The 16,156-nt window shown below is 38.9% G+C and carries 18 protein-coding genes and 11 tRNA genes; 24 read left to right on the top strand and 5 right to left on the bottom strand.

Annotation, left to right across the window (positions count from 1 at the left end; genetic code table 11):
• Window positions 1-96: 96 nt before the first annotated feature.
• Window positions 97-1,251 (top strand): alpha/beta hydrolase, encoded by a 1,155-nt coding sequence (locus tag CKV62_RS07615; protein WP_095066400.1) that lies wholly within the window; start codon window positions 97-99, stop codon window positions 1,249-1,251.
• 88 nt (window positions 1,252-1,339) lie between these two features.
• Here CKV62_RS07615 and CKV62_RS07610 read toward each other — a convergent pair whose 3' ends face one another.
• On the bottom strand, window positions 1,340-2,230 hold the full coding sequence (locus CKV62_RS07610; protein WP_095066399.1) for a LysR family transcriptional regulator: 891 nt from the start codon (window positions 2,228-2,230) through the stop codon (window positions 1,340-1,342).
• Window positions 2,231-2,413: 183 nt separating this feature from the next.
• Here CKV62_RS07610 and CKV62_RS07605 point away from each other — a divergent pair, with 183 nt between their 5' ends.
• The 12 genes from CKV62_RS07605 to CKV62_RS07550 all read left to right on the top strand — a co-directional run bounded on the left by CKV62_RS07605 (window position 2,414) and on the right by CKV62_RS07550 (window position 4,070).
• Window positions 2,414-3,022: a sugar O-acetyltransferase gene (locus CKV62_RS07605; RefSeq protein ID WP_095066398.1), complete on the top strand. Its 609-nt coding sequence runs from the start codon at window positions 2,414-2,416 to the stop codon at window positions 3,020-3,022.
• A gap of 113 nt (window positions 3,023-3,135) precedes the next feature.
• Window positions 3,136-3,210 (top strand) — tRNA-Gly (locus CKV62_RS07600).
• A 5-nt stretch (window positions 3,211-3,215) separates the two neighbouring features.
• Window positions 3,216-3,291, top strand: a tRNA-Asn gene (locus tag CKV62_RS07595).
• A gap of 30 nt (window positions 3,292-3,321) precedes the next feature.
• Window positions 3,322-3,397 (top strand) — tRNA-Lys (locus CKV62_RS07590).
• Between the two features lie 5 nt (window positions 3,398-3,402).
• Window positions 3,403-3,477 (top strand) — tRNA-Glu (locus tag CKV62_RS07585).
• 3 nt (window positions 3,478-3,480) lie between these two features.
• Window positions 3,481-3,556, top strand: a tRNA-Val gene (locus CKV62_RS07580).
• Window positions 3,557-3,559: 3 nt separating this feature from the next.
• A tRNA-Gly gene (locus CKV62_RS07575) sits at window positions 3,560-3,634 on the top strand.
• A gap of 5 nt (window positions 3,635-3,639) precedes the next feature.
• A tRNA-Asn gene (locus tag CKV62_RS07570) sits at window positions 3,640-3,715 on the top strand.
• A gap of 33 nt (window positions 3,716-3,748) precedes the next feature.
• A tRNA-Gln gene (locus tag CKV62_RS07565) sits at window positions 3,749-3,823 on the top strand.
• 11 nt (window positions 3,824-3,834) lie between these two features.
• Window positions 3,835-3,910, top strand: a tRNA-Lys gene (locus CKV62_RS07560).
• Window positions 3,911-3,915: 5 nt separating this feature from the next.
• Window positions 3,916-3,990 (top strand) — tRNA-Glu (locus tag CKV62_RS07555).
• A gap of 4 nt (window positions 3,991-3,994) precedes the next feature.
• Window positions 3,995-4,070: transfer RNA gene (locus CKV62_RS07550), tRNA-Val, on the top strand.
• Between the two features lie 87 nt (window positions 4,071-4,157).
• Here the strand turns inward: CKV62_RS07550 and CKV62_RS07545 are convergent.
• A complete protein-coding gene (locus CKV62_RS07545) occupies window positions 4,158-4,481 on the bottom strand; it encodes a YnfA family protein (RefSeq protein WP_095066724.1) in 324 nt (107 codons plus the stop codon).
• A 2-nt stretch (window positions 4,482-4,483) separates the two neighbouring features.
• Window positions 4,484-5,383: a LysR family transcriptional regulator gene (locus tag CKV62_RS07540; protein ID WP_095066397.1), complete on the bottom strand. Its 900-nt coding sequence runs from the start codon at window positions 5,381-5,383 to the stop codon at window positions 4,484-4,486.
• 298 nt (window positions 5,384-5,681) lie between these two features.
• On the opposite strand from CKV62_RS07540, the gene rpsD reads away from it, so the two are divergent.
• The gene (gene rpsD / locus CKV62_RS07535; protein ID WP_008602541.1) at window positions 5,682-6,269 is read left to right on the top strand and encodes a 30S ribosomal protein S4; all 588 of its coding nucleotides are present in this window, start codon (window positions 5,682-5,684) and stop codon (window positions 6,267-6,269) included.
• Window positions 6,270-6,719: 450 nt separating this feature from the next.
• On the opposite strand, the gene CKV62_RS07525 is transcribed toward rpsD, so the two are convergent.
• Window positions 6,720-7,796, bottom strand: coding sequence for an IS30 family transposase (locus tag CKV62_RS07525; RefSeq protein ID WP_095066396.1), 1,077 nt, complete (start codon window positions 7,794-7,796; stop codon window positions 6,720-6,722).
• 91 nt (window positions 7,797-7,887) lie between these two features.
• Window positions 7,888-8,760 (bottom strand): MFS transporter, encoded by an 873-nt coding sequence (locus CKV62_RS07520; RefSeq protein ID WP_231968316.1) that lies wholly within the window; start codon window positions 8,758-8,760, stop codon window positions 7,888-7,890.
• 217 nt (window positions 8,761-8,977) lie between these two features.
• On the opposite strand from CKV62_RS07520, the gene CKV62_RS07515 reads away from it, so the two are divergent.
• The 10 genes from CKV62_RS07515 (at window position 8,978) to CKV62_RS07470 (ending at window position 16,120) form a co-directional block, all read left to right on the top strand.
• Window positions 8,978-9,355, top strand: coding sequence for a WapI family immunity protein (locus CKV62_RS07515; RefSeq protein ID WP_095066395.1), 378 nt, complete (start codon window positions 8,978-8,980; stop codon window positions 9,353-9,355).
• A 170-nt stretch (window positions 9,356-9,525) separates the two neighbouring features.
• Window positions 9,526-9,966, top strand: coding sequence for a 50S ribosomal protein L13 (gene rplM / locus CKV62_RS07510; RefSeq protein ID WP_095066394.1), 441 nt, complete (start codon window positions 9,526-9,528; stop codon window positions 9,964-9,966).
• 20 nt (window positions 9,967-9,986) lie between these two features.
• Window positions 9,987-10,379, top strand: a complete 393-nt coding sequence (rpsI, locus tag CKV62_RS07505) for a 30S ribosomal protein S9 (protein ID WP_004695188.1) — start codon at window positions 9,987-9,989, stop codon at window positions 10,377-10,379.
• A 189-nt stretch (window positions 10,380-10,568) separates the two neighbouring features.
• Window positions 10,569-11,009 (top strand): MarR family transcriptional regulator, encoded by a 441-nt coding sequence (locus tag CKV62_RS07500; RefSeq protein ID WP_095066393.1) that lies wholly within the window; start codon window positions 10,569-10,571, stop codon window positions 11,007-11,009.
• A gap of 14 nt (window positions 11,010-11,023) precedes the next feature.
• Window positions 11,024-12,010 carry a zinc-binding dehydrogenase gene (locus CKV62_RS07495; protein ID WP_197696272.1) on the top strand — a complete coding sequence of 329 codons (987 nt, stop codon included), beginning with the start codon at window positions 11,024-11,026 and terminating at the stop codon, window positions 12,008-12,010.
• A gap of 29 nt (window positions 12,011-12,039) precedes the next feature.
• Entirely contained in the window at window positions 12,040-13,575 is a 1,536-nt protein-coding gene (locus CKV62_RS07490; protein WP_095066392.1) for an ABC transporter permease/substrate-binding protein, read from the top strand.
• Between the two features lie 229 nt (window positions 13,576-13,804).
• On the top strand, window positions 13,805-14,596 hold the full coding sequence (gene fabM / locus CKV62_RS07485) for a trans-2-decenoyl-ACP isomerase (RefSeq protein ID WP_095066391.1): 792 nt from the start codon (window positions 13,805-13,807) through the stop codon (window positions 14,594-14,596).
• Window positions 14,597-14,766: 170 nt separating this feature from the next.
• Window positions 14,767-15,522, top strand: a complete 756-nt coding sequence (gene pgl / locus CKV62_RS07480; RefSeq protein ID WP_095066390.1) for a 6-phosphogluconolactonase — start codon at window positions 14,767-14,769, stop codon at window positions 15,520-15,522.
• A gap of 35 nt (window positions 15,523-15,557) precedes the next feature.
• Window positions 15,558-15,800: a Sec-independent protein translocase subunit TatA/TatB gene (locus CKV62_RS07475; protein ID WP_038117869.1), complete on the top strand. Its 243-nt coding sequence runs from the start codon at window positions 15,558-15,560 to the stop codon at window positions 15,798-15,800.
• A gap of 11 nt (window positions 15,801-15,811) precedes the next feature.
• Window positions 15,812-16,120, top strand: coding sequence for a heavy-metal-associated domain-containing protein (locus CKV62_RS07470; RefSeq protein WP_095066389.1), 309 nt, complete (start codon window positions 15,812-15,814; stop codon window positions 16,118-16,120).
• The last annotated feature ends 36 nt before the right edge of the window (window positions 16,121-16,156 follow it).

Below are 16,156 nucleotides of genomic sequence, written 5' to 3'. Positions count from 1 at the left end.
TAAAATTGTTATATTAGATAGTTGAAGTTATACTAAGTTCACAAGATTTAGTGATTAAAAACTTGTAAGGTCTAAAGCCTTATTAATGGAGGAAATATGAAGAAACTTACTAAAATTGCAATTTTAACATCTGCTTTAGCATTGGGGGGATTTTCTATGGGAATAACAAATTCATTTGCAGCAACAACTATCGATAATCTACAAGAAGCTGCTCATTTACAAAATGCGACGGTCAGTGATTCTATTAAGGAAGATACACGTGTATTCGCTGTTGATAAGAATATTAAAGCTGTCGATGTGAGATTCCCAAATCGTTTTGGTATCGAAGTAGTCGGTCATATGTATTTACCAAAAGATTTTGATGCATCTAAAAAATATGATGCCATCGTAATTAGCGGACCATTTGGTGCGGTTAAGGAGCAGTCCTCCGGTTTACATGCACAAGAACTGGCAAAACAGGGATTTGTAACAGTTGCATTCGATCCGTCTTTTACAGGTGAAAGTGGCGGTGCTGTACGTGATATGGCATCTCCGGAAATCTATACGGAGGACTTTAGTGCGGCTGTTGATTTTGTAGGAACTCTTGATTTTGTAAATCGTGACCGTATCGGAGCATTGGGTATCTGCGGTTTATCCGGCCCGGCCGTGACAGCTGCTATCAATGATGTGCGTATCAAGGCCGTTGCTACAACTGCTATGTATGATATGGCTGAAAGTATTCGTGATCATTATAATGGCGCTTATTATACGCCAGAACAACGCGAAGCAGTTAAGCGGGAAATGGCGAAAGAACGCTGGGAAGGTGTTGATAGCGGTAAACAAATTCGCTCTTTACATGAGATGCCGGTGGATGCACAAGGTTATGTAGATAAAGGGACTCGTATATTACCGGAAACATTACCTGCAGATGCGGATCCTGTAACTACAGTGTTTTATAATTATTATCGTGATCGGGCATATCACCCACGTTCTATTAATTCCAATACAATGTGGGACAATCGAGCTAAATACGGTTTCTTTAATTTTGAATTGATGGAACATATAGACGAACTGGGTAATCGTCCTATTTTGATTATAACAGGCGATAAAGCTCACTCCCGATACTTCTCTGAAAATGCTTACAAAAAAGCAGGCCCTAATAAAGAGTTAGTAGTTGTTCCAGGGGCAAACCATGTAGATTTATATGACAACTTAAAGCTCATTCCTATTCAAAAAATGGCGGATTTCTTCCGTACTAATTTAGATAAATAATATAACTATAAGTAGAAATACCCTCTGTTGTTAGTATTTGTTCTAACAACAGAGGGTATTTCTCTAAGTTGTACTGCCTAATATTTAATTAGCGATTTTCAGTATATTGTTCTATGTGCTGTTGTAATTGTGTTAAGAAGAGTTTTCCTATAGGTGAAAGGGCGGTATTCTTCTTCCATAATAGGTGACAGCCAATGTCGAGTTTTGGTGATAATGGAATAGTAACAAGATTTGTTCCCTCTGTATTTATGAGGCCCTCGACAGTAAGTACTGAGCCGATGCCAGCTCTTGCCATAACAGATGCGTTATAAACGAGATTATAATAACCTGCAATATGTATTTCCTCCAATGGTTTTCCAACCCATGAAGCGATAAATAAATCTGCATTCGTTTGACCTGATATAATTAATGGCTCCTCATACAAGTCTGTGTTAGTTATATGGGGAAGGTTTGCAAGGGGAGAATCATTTCTCGTAATCAGTACCCAGTAATCTGTATAGGGTAAAGATATAGTATTATATTTTCTTGTATCAACATTACCCATAGTGACGGCAAATTCGATTAATCCTGTATCAAGGTTATGCATAGTATGATCAGCATTAGCACTCGTGTAAGATAACTGGATGCGTGGATGTTTTTTTTGAATCGAGTGAACTATATCAAATAAGAATTGATTTTGTATTGTTTCTGCACCACCTAATGCTAATATTCCGGTTATATTATCTGTAGTCTGTAAATTTGATACCGTATTAGATACTAAAGTTAATATTTGTTTTGCTTTATCAAAGAAATATTCTCCATCTTGTGTAAGCACTATACCACGATTCGTACGTTCAAATAGTATAGTATCAACCTCATTCTCCAATTCTCGTAATTGAATGGAGAGGGTTGGTTGCGTAATGTGTAGACGTTGAGCCGCTTTAGTCATGTTTTTTTCTGTAGCCGTTATAACAAAGTATTCAAGTACACGTAATTCCATGGGACCTCACTTTATGATTTGAAAAATATATAAATGGCTGAGATAAATATAATCAATGTATTACTTTCAAGTTCAGACATAGGAATAACTAATGTCTGGATATATATTATAGTAAATTGTTATGCTTAGGAAGTAAAGCTATACTATATGCATAAGGTAAATTAATTAAAATAAGGTATGATTATGAATACATTTAATGAAGAAAAACTAGAGTCTGCCCTAGGGAATGCCTCTACATGGTTAGAAATACTTAAAATAAACAAGTCTATTTCAATTCCAGAAAACTCATATTTGTTTGAAAGAATCCATCAGCTATTAGAATCTGCTATGGTAGAAAATAGTTCTCTGAATCAAATACCGCCATTGCAATCAAATATACGTGAGCAATTATCAAAGTTATGGGATGCTAATATTGATCCGTCAGTATTTGTACATACTCCATTTCATACGGACTTCGGAAAACATACTGTGGTGGGAAAGCATGTTTTTATTAACAAAGATGTATTCTTTACCGATTTAGGTGGCATTCAGATTGATGATCATGTTTTAATAGGTCCTAGGTGTTCATTAATAACTGTTAATCATAGTATAGATCCTAATAAACGAAGAGGTTTAGAACTAAAACCTATTCATATTAAAGAAAATGCTTGGCTCGGGGCCAATGTCACTATATTACCCGGTGTAACTGTTGGTAAAAATTCTATAGTAGGTGCCAATAGTACGGTAACAAAAGATATACCTGATAACGCTGTAGTTGTAGGAACACCAGCTAAGATTATAAAATTCATATAAAACCATTGACACTATATAGGTAAATTGATATTATTATAAGGCAGTCAGGACAGACTTAAATTCTTCTTGACGACAGATTGATAATTATGTTATGTTAATTATCAGTTCTGTATGCGGGAATAGCTCAGCGGTAGAGCACCGCCTTGCCAAGGCGGGGGTCGCGAGTTCGAATCTCGTTTCCCGCTCCATACGTTCCTCGATAGCTCAGTCGGTAGAGCAATCGGCTGTTAACCGATCGGTCGTAGGTTCGAGTCCTACTCGGGGAGCCATTTCTCTTTTGAGACTGCCTACTGGCATATGACTCACTAGCTCAGTTGGCAGAGCACCTGACTTTTAATCAGGGTGTCCCGCGTTCGAGTCGCGGGTGAGTCACCAATCATGGCCCGTTGGTCAAGCGGTTAAGACACCGCCCTTTCACGGCGGTATCCCGGGTTCGATTCCCGGACGGGTCACCACATGGACGATTAGCTCAGCTGGGAGAGCGCCTGCCTTACAAGCAGGATGTCGGCAGTTCGATCCTGTCATCGTCCACCACATGCGGGAATAGCTCAGCGGTAGAGCACCGCCTTGCCAAGGCGGGGGTCGCGAGTTCGAATCTCGTTTCCCGCTCCATATGTTCCTCGATAGCTCAGTCGGTAGAGCAATCGGCTGTTAACCGATCGGTCGTAGGTTCGAGTCCTACTCGGGGAGCCATTTTTTATTTCTGGTACTGGTATACCACTATGTAGGGGTATCGCCAAGCGGTAAGGCAACGGACTCTGACTCCGTTATTCAAAGGTTCGAATCCTTTTACCCCTGCCAAAACTTTACATGACTCACTAGCTCAGTTGGCAGAGCACCTGACTTTTAATCAGGGTGTCCCGCGTTCGAGTCGCGGGTGAGTCACCAATTGCGGCCCGTTGGTCAAGCGGTTAAGACACCGCCCTTTCACGGCGGTATCCCGGGTTCGATTCCCGGACGGGTCACCAACATGGACGATTAGCTCAGCTGGGAGAGCGCCTGCCTTACAAGCAGGATGTCGGCAGTTCGATCCTGTCATCGTCCACCAAAATAAGCGGTTGTCTTCGGACAACCGCTTTTATCGTTTTATGTCGACGTATATATATCGTTTTATATTCCGGCTATACATATCATCTTACCTTGGTGCATACATGATGATATAAACGCCGACGAGGCAGACAAGTCCGCCCAGAATATCATGCATATCGGGACGTAATCCGTCTATGAGCCACCCCCATAGGATGGAGAGGGCGATGAATACACCGCCGTATGCGGCGTAGACCTTTCCGAAATTCGCCTCCGGCTGAAAGGTGGGGATGATGCCGTATAGTATGAGTATGAGCGCACCGGCCAGAAGATATAAAGGACCTTTGTCATCGCGCATGTAAAGCCACACGAGATAGCCGCCGCCGATTTCGGCGAGGCCTGCGAGTATAAAGAATAGAATTGATAAGAGCATAATCATATTTGTGCAGGGGATTCACGTTGTACATAATCCATGAATGTATTCATGGTTTCCGTTTTGGAGTTATTTTTCTTAAATGCAAAGCATACTTGTAATTTAAACGGTTTTTCCAACGGAACATAACCGTCCGAAATGTTTAAGGAATCCAGGATTTGTCGAGCCACGATACAACCGGAGTTATTCTTCTGACAGTAGTCGATCATCGTGTACGGATTGGATAACCGGCTGCCGCGGATATGGATATTCTGCTGTCCGTTGCCGACATAGTTTTTTAATGTACGATACATAAAGTATTTAGGCGGATACATGAGCAACGGCTGCTGCTGAATCGATTTGAGACTGGCGGTTTTCATACCTTCAATCAGATTCGGTGCATAATAGACGAACTCATCCTCACGAAGCGCCGTTGATTCATACAGGGACATATCCTTATTGTTCGGTAAATAGAGAAGGGCGATGTCGATGCGGTTCTCGCGCAAGTCGAGCATCAGTTCTTCTTCTTCCATATCATAGATGCTGACGGAGAATTCCGGATGATTGCGGAAAAAATGTGATACATAGCCGTTCAGGCGGATATCGCCCAAGCTGCGTAGTACGCCGATATTCAGGATAGGTCGTTCCACCTTGCTCGCTAGCCGGATGGATTGAATCGCCCGTTCCAATGTATCCAGTACTTGCTCCGCTTCAGGCAGGAACAATTCGCCTTCCGGTGTCAAACGACTGCCTCGTGTCGAGCGGGATATTAATTTCACGCCTATTAAGCGCTCCAATTTTTTCATTTGAGCGCTGAAAGCAGACTGTGTAATATTCATAGATTGTGCAGCTAATGTAAAGCTACCTGTTTTATTATAGGTAATAAAACTTTGCAGCTCTTGCATTGTAGGTAATTCTTTCATATGGATCCCCCAATTTAATCATAAAACTCCCATGCTAACTATTACCTTACTTAATCGTATTGTAGCATATCACAAGTATTTTTTCATCTAAATCTACAAAATGCGATGAATCATGCGGAATCGATATAGTAGACAGGTTTATCGTAAAAGTTATACTTTCAAAAGATCGTTATGCATTTGTTTCAATAACTTTCACAGGTATCACTAATTGACATGGTTAGGGGGAAGTGATATTATTTATAAGTACCTTTATGTGTAGGTACGGATTTTTTTATTTAAACTATGAGGTGATAATCACATGGCAACGAGAAGAGAGGCTCGATTCAAACTTTGTCGTCGCTTTGGTGTGAACGTATTCGGTCACGCAAAAGCCTTGAATCGCGTCAAGAAAGACCAACGTCAGAAGAAAATGTCTGAGTATGGCACACAATTATTAGAAAAACAGAAAGTTAAAGCTTACTACAACTTGCTAGAACGCCAGTTCGTACGCTATTATGATAAAGCGAAAAAAATGCAAGGTGTTACAGGTCAAAATATGTTGATCCTTTTGGAACAACGCCTTGATAACCTTGTATATCGCATCGGTTTCGGTAACTCCATTCGTCAAGCTCGTCAAATGGTAAACCATGGTCACATCCTGGTAAACGGTCGTCGCGTAGACATTCCTTCCTTTTCCTGCAAACCAGGCGATGTAATCGAATTACGCGAAGCATCTCGTGACAACGAAATGTTCAAAACTAACTTCCAAGAACTTCGTTCTTTCGAACTTCCTTACATTGAAAAAGATTTGGACGGCTTCAAAGCTACTTTCACTCGTCTTCCTCAACGTGAAGAACTTCCTATCGAAGTTAACGAAACACTTATCGTCGAATTGTACTCCAAATAATTTGGTGCAAAAATCCGCAGTGCAACGCACTGCGGATTTTTTATATATTATGTGTGTATTATTTATAAAAGGGTAAATCAAATAATTATCATAAAATTTATCTTTCTTGATTTAATCGAGTATAGCTTATTATAATAACGGTACTTATGATTATCCCCAGTCCACATATAAAAAATACATCATGTAGCGGTAATACATTTGCTAAGTTTGTAAATATAGTTATTGATAATATTGATCCAATAGAGAAGCCTGTACTTACAGAATCGCTAGCTAATGTTAACTCTTCCTGTGAAAAAATAGATTGTATATATGCATGAACTAAAACAACGGCTGTAAATAATAATATTTCAGATATACTATATAGAATATAAAGTTGTTCTATTGTTTCTATATAGCCTATGCAAAAAATACTTCCCCCATATAGTATAAAAAGAGGAAACAAAATCTTTCTTAAATTGCAATATGAAATTGAACAGTATCCAAATCTACAATTTTATTAACTTCTTCAAGAAAGACATCCAAAGGGGTTCTATAATTTAGAAGCTTGCGTGGCAAATTATTACACCATTGAAGTGTTCGTTGAATTGTTTCCTCTGAAACGGCTTTTATTGGCATTCCTTTCGGTATACATCTACGAAGTAAACCATTATGCCTTTCGTTCGATCCACGTTCCCAAGCAGAATAAGGTCGAGCAAAATAAATAGACAAAGTTTCATTTTCTAAATCAGATATCTCTGAAAACTCTAAACCGTTATCTGCAGTTATTGTTTTACATAAGCAGGCTAGATTAACATCTTTAAACGTATTTAACCATGCATGCAGTGTTTCTTTTACATCAGTAGCCCGTGCTGATGGACATCGTAAAGCCACATACAATCTGCTTTTACGCTCAAGTAAAGAGATTAAAACATGGTCTGTCTTATCTTTTATTCCACGGACGGTATCTAATTCCCAATGTCCGAATTCCTCGCGCGTTTCAATATTAGGATCACGAAGCTCTATGGATTTACCAAGTTCTCGCTTATGTTTTCTAGAAGTAGATTTTCGTTGGGAACGCCGTACTACCAATGGTAAATCAATTGCTTTTATTCCCAATACACCTTTGTGAAGATAATTATATAAAGTTTTAGCACAAACCATTTCATTACGCACAAACAAACCCTTATGTTTAGCATATCCAACAGCAGCATCAAAGGACCAATGATCATTTAGAACTTTGCTTTCAATCCAATTTATAAAAGATTCTATAGCACCAACTCTCATGGTATTAAAGGAGCCCATACGTTGTCTTTCATAGGTTGCCTGTCCAGAATCAGCTAAATATACAAGTTGAGATTTACCTTGTCGAATTTGAATTACAGTACCGCGTTTTAATTCTGTATAAATAGTTGTTCTGGAACGGCCCAGTGCACGTGAAATTGCAGTAATACTGTCTCCTAGAACGATTCTCTTTTCTAAATAAAATCGTTCTTCGAAGTTTAAGTGTTTGTTTGTGCGTAATGTCGTGTTATGATTATTGTAGTCCATAGTGATTACCTCGGTTATATTTTGATTAGGCACCTAAATCATAACACAAGGTTCACTATGGATTTTTTATTTGTTCAATTTCATTCTACAATTAAGCAAACAAAATCTTTTTAAAACTCGTTGCTAAGTTAATGGTGAAATATTTAGCAAGAATTCCAAAAACAATGAATGATGCCAATCTAGAGATTGTTTGCGTATATCCATACTGACTATCAGTTAAATGTAAGATATCTTTAATAAATATTAATAGTAGAATTGGAATACACATATAAAATATTCTAGCTAATATACCCAAATAAACTATAAAATTAATTTTTTTATTTAGGAATAATAATTTATATCCTTTTATTAAAAGTTGAATACGGTCATAGATGCTTTGTCTAATAGTTTTTTGGGAGATAGTTGAGTGTGATTGTATTCTCACATTTCTATTTAATCGATAAAGTAGGTAGGCTGAAATAATATAAGTAATTGCATCAATAACAAACACCATCGTTAAAGAGTAATTAATTATAACACTAAATAATAAGGAACCACTTATCAATGCAAAACGATTAATAGACCGGAGCAGTGCATTAAATTTGACTAGATCATTTGTTATATTAGGTATAAAAGAAAGTCTAGCGATTCCTAAAATTTTATTATTAAAACCTATAAGAAAAGCTATGATATATACTAGATAAAGATTATCTATGAAAACAAAAAATAATAATATAAAACCCGAAACTATTTCAGGAACTACCATAGACCACATTAAGCCCTTTTCTTTTACAAGTATCCCTAAAAATGGGCCTAATAACATTCCAACTAATAATGTTGCTATCGTAACTGCCCCTGTATTAAAGGGACTGTGGGTGGTATTAAATATATATGTTATAAAGCCTAGTGTTGTTGCTGTGCTTCCCATTGTTGAAAAAAATAGAGCACTATTTAAGAGAAATGAGTTTTTATTTTCTAGATTCATATTATCATCTCCTAGATTATAGAAGTACAGATATAATATGTGTTGTTTTACAAAATCTAAATTAAACTTTTATCAATTTTTGATATTATATATTCATAATTCTATATAAATATATAAATTTCCTGCACAATATAAAGTTATATGTAATATAAGTAGGTTTTTGCTAATGCAAGATAATAAAGGGGACTATTCATTTTTTATTATTTAGAGGAGATTAATGGATGTTATACGTGTTGAGTTAGAAGAAAACTATATTGCTGATGTTGAGTCTCGAGAGGAGTGTATTGCCTTTAGTGTGTATATTAAAAGTGGTGATTTTTCCGGACGAGGCACATTTGTTTATACTGTAAATCAATTTAGACAATTAATCAGTCAACTCAAATTAATATATATTACATTAGATGGAGAGGTTCGTATTGCTTATGATGATTCGGATGATTATGTCCATATTATATGCAAATCATATGGACATATAAAAGTAGACGCTCAATTGGGAGGCAGTTGGCGTGATAATTGGGTTAAATTTGTTCTTAATACTGATCAGACCGTATTGAATGACGTAATACAGCAATGTAATTCTATACTAAAAAAATAATTTGATGACAGCACATAACTGACAGCACATAACTGTTAAATTTTAATTGACATAGCCTTATAAAATCTGTATACTGTTCGGGTAGGCTTATGTCGTGTTTCCATTAGCCCCGGAAGCAGAGGACTAGCTGATTTTGGTAGAATTATGACGTTATTAGGAGGATATGCAGCATGAAAACTACATTTATGGCCAATCCGAACACAATCGAACGGAAATGGTATGTTGTTGACGCTGAAGGTAAAACTTTAGGACGCCTTGCTGCCGAAGTTGCAAAAGTTCTTCGGGGCAAAAATAAACCGACTTTCACACCACACGTAGACACTGGTGACCATGTGATTGTTGTAAACGCTGAAAAAATTCGCGTAACCGGTAAAAAATTAGAGCAGAAGGAATATTTCCGTCATTCCGGTTATCCAGGTGGTGCTCGTTTTACTAAATTGAGCATGATGCTTGAAAAACAACCTGAACGTGTTGTTGAGATGGCAGTTCGTGGTATGCTTCCAAAAAATAAATTGGGTGCACAACAATACCGTAAATTAAATGTATACGCTGGTCCTGAGCATCCACATGCAGCTCAAAAACCAGAAGTGTTAGAAATTTCCGTACGATAATCTAGAGGGAGGAACATATAATGGCAGTAGCACAATATTACGGCACTGGTCGTAGAAAATCTTCCGTTGCTAGAGTTCGTCTGGTACCGGGCACAGGTAAAATCACTGTTAACAAACGTGAACTTAATGATTATTTCGGTCGCCAAACTTTGGAATTGATCGTAAAACAACCTTTGAATTTGACTAACACAGTTGAACAATACGATGTTATCGCAACTGTAGCTGGTGGCGGTCCTTCCGGTCAAGCCGGTGCAATTCGTCACGGTATCTCCCGTGCGTTATTGGACGTAGATGGCGAACTTCGTCAATCTTTGAAAAAAGCTGGCTTCTTGACTCGTGACCCACGTATGAAAGAACGTAAAAAATACGGTCTTAAAAAAGCCCGCAAAGCAAGCCAATTCTCCAAACGTTAATATTTGGAAAACAGGTTATTACACCTGCAGACAATGTCTGCAGGTGTTTTTTGTTGTTTACATTATAGTGGTACTAATAATTATCTGACCTTGTATGACGGTATATTTGCTATATTTATTTTTATATAGTACTATTTGTATAGATAGTTTTATATAAAAATATTTAGGTAAAGAAAGCGGCATATACTTATGAAGTCGAAGCAAGGCGGTTTTTTAGTTCATAAAATCAAATATTTGAATACTCGATTATTCAATCGGTTGTTACAAGCTGATACAAGAGCTTTATTTAATGGTGAACAAGGAAAGATTCTGTCGGTTTTATGGGATGAAGGGGAACGTACGGCATCTGATATTGCGGATATTACAGGCTTGGCGAACAGCACGTTGTCAATTATGCTGAAACGTATGGAACAGCAGGGTTTAATTATCGGTTATGATGATTGTAATGATAAAAGGAAGCGTATTTATGGCGTATCTGCTCTTGGACGAGAACAACAGGTTGTAGGCAATGAGATCAGTGATGCTTTGAGTGATATTTTTTATGATGGATTCAGCGATGTTGAAATTAAAGAGTTTGAGTCGTATTTGGAGCGTATTTTGGACAATCTGAAATCTGAATATTATAAATGATAGGAGATATTGTTATGGAATTGATGAAAGCTATTCAGTTGACAGGTCCCTGTGAAATAGATGCAATGACTCCCGTAGAAATAGAAAAACCTCAATTGAAACCAGGGTTTGCTGTGGTTAAGGTAAAAGCGTTCGGAATTAACCAGTCAGAGATATTCAGTCGGAAGGGCTTATCGTCACCCGATTTTTCTTATCCCCGTGTGCTGGGAATTGAAGGGGTAGGTATTGTTGAAGAGGTTAATCCCGACAGCTTTCTTCGCGTAGGCGAGCAGGTGGCGACAATGATGGGGGGATTAGGTCGTTCACTGAATGGATCTTATGCGGAGTATATGTTGGTGCCGGAGAAACATCTTTTGCCATTTTCATCTGATTTACCTTGGCATATTCTGGGTGCTTTGCCGGAAATGATGCAAACTGCATATGGTTCTTTATCTAAGGGGTTGTTAATGAAATCGGGGGATACATTATTCATTCACGGCGGTACTTCGTCTGTAGGTCTTATGGCTGCTTTATTGGCTAAGGATATAGGTGTTACAGTCATATCCTCTACACGTCGTATTTCAAATATCGATATTTTAAAACAATATGGTGTTGATCATGTCGTGCTAGATGATGGTACTTTGGATACACAAATACGAGAGATCGCACCTTATGGTGTAGATGGGGTATTAGAGTTAGTCGGTAGTAATGTAGTTATGCAAGATTTAAGCTATATTAAAGTCGGTGGTCATTTATGTTTTACCGGGGCATTGAACCAGCAATGGATTATACCGGAATTTGACTGTTTCTCTGTTCCCAGCGGAGTTTTCTTTACTACCTATTCCGGGGAATTTGAAGATTTACCGGTAACTGTATTTCATGATATGTTACGTCGTTTAGAACGGAATGAAGTACAACTGCCAATCGGACGGGTTTATCATGAATTAGATGCAGTTCGTGAGGCTCATCAGGATATTGATTCTGGTAAGTATGCAGGTAAAAAGGTAGTTGTTCTTTCATAATATATATTTACCTGTGTATCGGAGGATGTATGATAGAAAATGTATATCATTTATTAGTTGAGAATTGGAGCTTTTTCTCCGGTCTGTTATGGGAACATATCGGCATAGCTTTGCTTTCCAGTGTAATTGCCATTATTCTGGGAGTAGTTGCGGGTATTTTACTTAACGAGTATCGTCGAGCAGTTCATCCGACCATGATGGTTATTAATTTCTTGTATACCATACCATCCATATCAATGCTGGGCTTTTTGATTCCCTTTTCCGGGATTGGTAACGCAACGGCGGTGATTGCTCTTGTGATATATGCATTATTGCCGATGGTGAGAAATACATATATCGGGTTAAGCGGTATTGATAAAGAAATGATTGAAGCGGCTACATCGCTGGGATTATCTCGTGTACAATGTTTACTATATATTGAATTACCTTTAGCCTTTCCGGTAATTATGGTAGGTATACGAAATATGCTGGTTATGACTATAGCGCTTACCGGGGTAGCATCTTTTATTGGTGCCGGAGGCCTTGGTGTAGCTATTTATCGAGGTATTACCACAAATAATACGACTATGACCGTAGCCGGCAGTTTACTGATTGCTTTTTTAGCATTGGTTATGGATGGGGTATTGGGTCTTTTTGAGAAAGTTATACTATATAGAGGGCGTTATTCGAGAGCTCTTAAACGTATTGGTATTGCAACCTTTATTGTGATAATCAGCGGTATTGGCATGGTCATGTGGCCGTCGCAACAATCCGATGTAATTCATGTAGCTACAAAACCGATGACAGAGCAGTTGATTTTGGGCGATATGTTGAAACTTCTTATTGAACAGGATACAGATTTAGCTGTTGAAGTAACAGCCGGAGTCGGCGGAGGAACCTCTAATATTCAACCGGCCATGGAGTCCGGTGAATTTGATATCTATCCTGAATATACAGGCACCGGTTGGAATGCAGTACTAAAACGAGATACGCAATATAGTGAAAATTTATTTGATGAATTACAGCGCGCTTACGAGGCTACTTATCAATTTAAATGGGTAGGTATGTATGGCTTCAATAATACATATGGGATGGCTGTACGTAAGGATATTGCTAACAAATATAACTTGAAAACATATTCGGATTTAGCGAAGGTTTCATCACAATTAATTTTGGGCGGGGAATATGATTTCTTCGGGCGTCAAGATGGGTATTCGGGATTACAGCGGGTATATGGCATGCACTTTAAAGATATGAAGGATATGGATATAGGTTTGAAATATCAGGCTATTGAAAGCGGACATGTGGATGCCATGCCTATATTTACTACTGACGGGCAGTTGAGTTATGCGTCTATCGTCGTTCTTGAGGATGATAAACATTTATATCCGTCGTATATTTGCGGCAATGTGGTCAGAATGGATGTGCTAAAGAAGCATCCCGAGCTAGAAGCGGTATTGATGAAATTGACACATACGATTACGAATCAGGATATGTCATATATGAACTACGAGGTGGAATCGGAAGGACAGAAACCTCATGATGTTGCTGAGCGATATTTACGCACTAAAGGTTTGTTATACTAGCTTGGGATCCTAGAAGGTATAATTTTTACATAACGTTGTATTGTGATTATAAGATTGTATTTACATCTATACTTAATTCTCCTATAATAGAATTGCAATCGAATATTTTCGATAGAATGTTTGCTGTAAGTTGCTATCTGGGCAAGGTTTGGGCGATTGTATTTTAAGCGCGTTTATTAGCGGTATAGATAGCGGAGCAGATAAATTGTTGTATATAGGAGATCGATTTATGATATATAATACAATTCAGTATGTCGTAGACAACGGCATCGGCACATTGACGTTTAATCGTCCTACTGTGGCGAATGGTTTTAATATCGAGATGTGCAAGGAGATCCTTGAGGTTTTAGATAAAGCTCATAATGATGAAAGTGTTCGTGCATTGCTCATCAATGCAGAGGGGAAGGTGTTCTCTGCGGGTGGTGATTTAACGGAGATGGAGCGCGCTGTAAACGAAGGGGATACTGAGTCTTTATTTGAAATCGTTGAACTGGTAGCTGAGATTTCTATGGCTATGAAGAAGTTACCAAAACCTGTTATCATGAGCCTTCAAGGCGCTGCAGCAGGTGCTGCCTTCAATATGGCTTTGGCAGCGGACTTTGTTGTGGCTGCTAATAACGTACGCTTTATTCAAGCCTTTGTAAACGTTGGCCTTGCTCCTGATGCAGGCGGTTTATTCCTACTAGCTCGTTCTATTGGTATGAACCGTGCTATGCATATCGTTATGACCGGTGAAGCCGTATCTGCTGAAAAGGGTAAGGAACTTGGCTTTGTGTATAAGGTTTGCGAACTAGAGGATCTGGAGACCGCTACAAGACGCCTTGTTGAGAAGTTGGCAAAAGGACCTGCACAATCTTACCGCGTTATGAAGGAAATGATGTGGAATAGCTTCTTAGCAGGTTGGGAAGAGTACAAGAAGTTTGAGGTAGAAAACCAATGTGCATTAGGTCTTTCAGAGGACTTCAAAGAAGGTGTACGTGCTTTCACAGAGCGTCGCCGTCCTAAATTTGGTCAAAATTAATATGGATTTATGAATATATGGAATGGAATTTCCTGTAATTCATAAGAAGATACAAATATAATTAGAACCGATGTGGCTCCAACTATTGAGTTACATCGGTTTTGCTTTCATTACACAGAAAAAGTGTATATAATAGAACTATTGAAATAGTTTTAGGAGGTCCATATTAGATGGCTCAAGATACAATTAAGTGTTATGACAGTCCTGATGATGTCGTGAATGCTATGGTGGAGGATTTTATCGCTTTCACCAATGAGGAAATCGCCCGTACCGAGACTTGTGTCGTGGGTATTACAGGGGGAACGGTGGTAAACGGATTATTGGAAATGCTCAATTCTCCGGAGTATATCGATCGTTTGAACTGGGAGCGGGTATTCTTTGTATGGACGGATGAACGTTTTTTGCCGCAATCTCATGAGGATAATTACTATAATCGCGTAAAGCCTTATCTATTGTGTAAAGCTCGTGGTGCGGCTCATTTTCTGCCGATTAACACAGAATCCAAGACCGTCGTGGAGGCGGCCGGGGAATATGAGAAAGAGGTTCAGACGGTTCTCAAGGCGTGCAAGAAAGGCGGTCTTGATCTGGCGATTCTCGACCTCGGTGAAGACGGTCATACGGCCGGGTTATTTGCGGGGTCTCATGCATTGCGTATAACGGATCACGATGTGGTGGCCGTTGAGGACGGCAAGGTATGGGAACGTATTTCCATGACATTCTCGTTTCTCGCTAGAACTGATGCGGTATGGTTTACTGTAACCGGTGAAAGCAAGAAGGCGGCTTTAACAAAGGTGTTGTACCAGCGTGAGGACTACGAAGATACGGCCTGGGACAAGCGCATCGGTCGCGTGTTGCCGGGGGCGGTACTTTCACAGGAAGATATGACCTGGTATGTGGACAAAGCCGCTTATGATGATGTACACTAAAGAATGTAGTATAAGTAGAAACAAAGGAGATACATATGGGGTCTATAGGAACACCTGAATTAATAGTTATATTAGTGATTGCTCTAGTTATCTTCGGACCTGGAAAATTACCTGAAGTGGGTAAAGCTATCGGTAAGGGCATCAATGAGTTTAAAGATGCCATATCGGGGCCTAAAAAAGCTGTAGACGAAACGAAGGAAGCCGTTAAAAAAGCGACGACCATCGATGTGACGGCAGGGGCCAAAAATGATGATAAACATAAGGAAACTGAAGATTAGGAGGTATCACTATGTGTAAAGATTGTGGTTGCGGCGAAGATAATGGCGTTGTTACAAAGGTATTTACCGTACCGGGCATGATGTGCAGTAATTGTAAAGAAACCGTAGAAGATGCATCGTTAGGATTACCGGGCGTATTGAGTGCGGAGGTGGATTTGCCGGAAAAAACGGCGACCGTATCTTTTGATCCGGCTAAGGTATCTGTTGAGACGATTACAACGGCCATCGAAAAGACGGGCTTTGAAGTGGCATCCGTCGCGGACGGTGTACATAAGCACAGTCATGGTTTAATGGGTACATTGAAACGTCTCTTTAAATAATCGGACTTATGGAGCTGTATTGAAACATTGTTTCGA

The organism is Veillonella rodentium (assembly GCF_900187285.1).
GTDB classification, from domain to species: domain Bacteria; phylum Bacillota; class Negativicutes; order Veillonellales; family Veillonellaceae; genus Veillonella; species Veillonella rodentium.
Note: the sequence above shows the minus strand (reverse complement) of the source record. Positions and strands in the feature narration are given on the sequence as shown.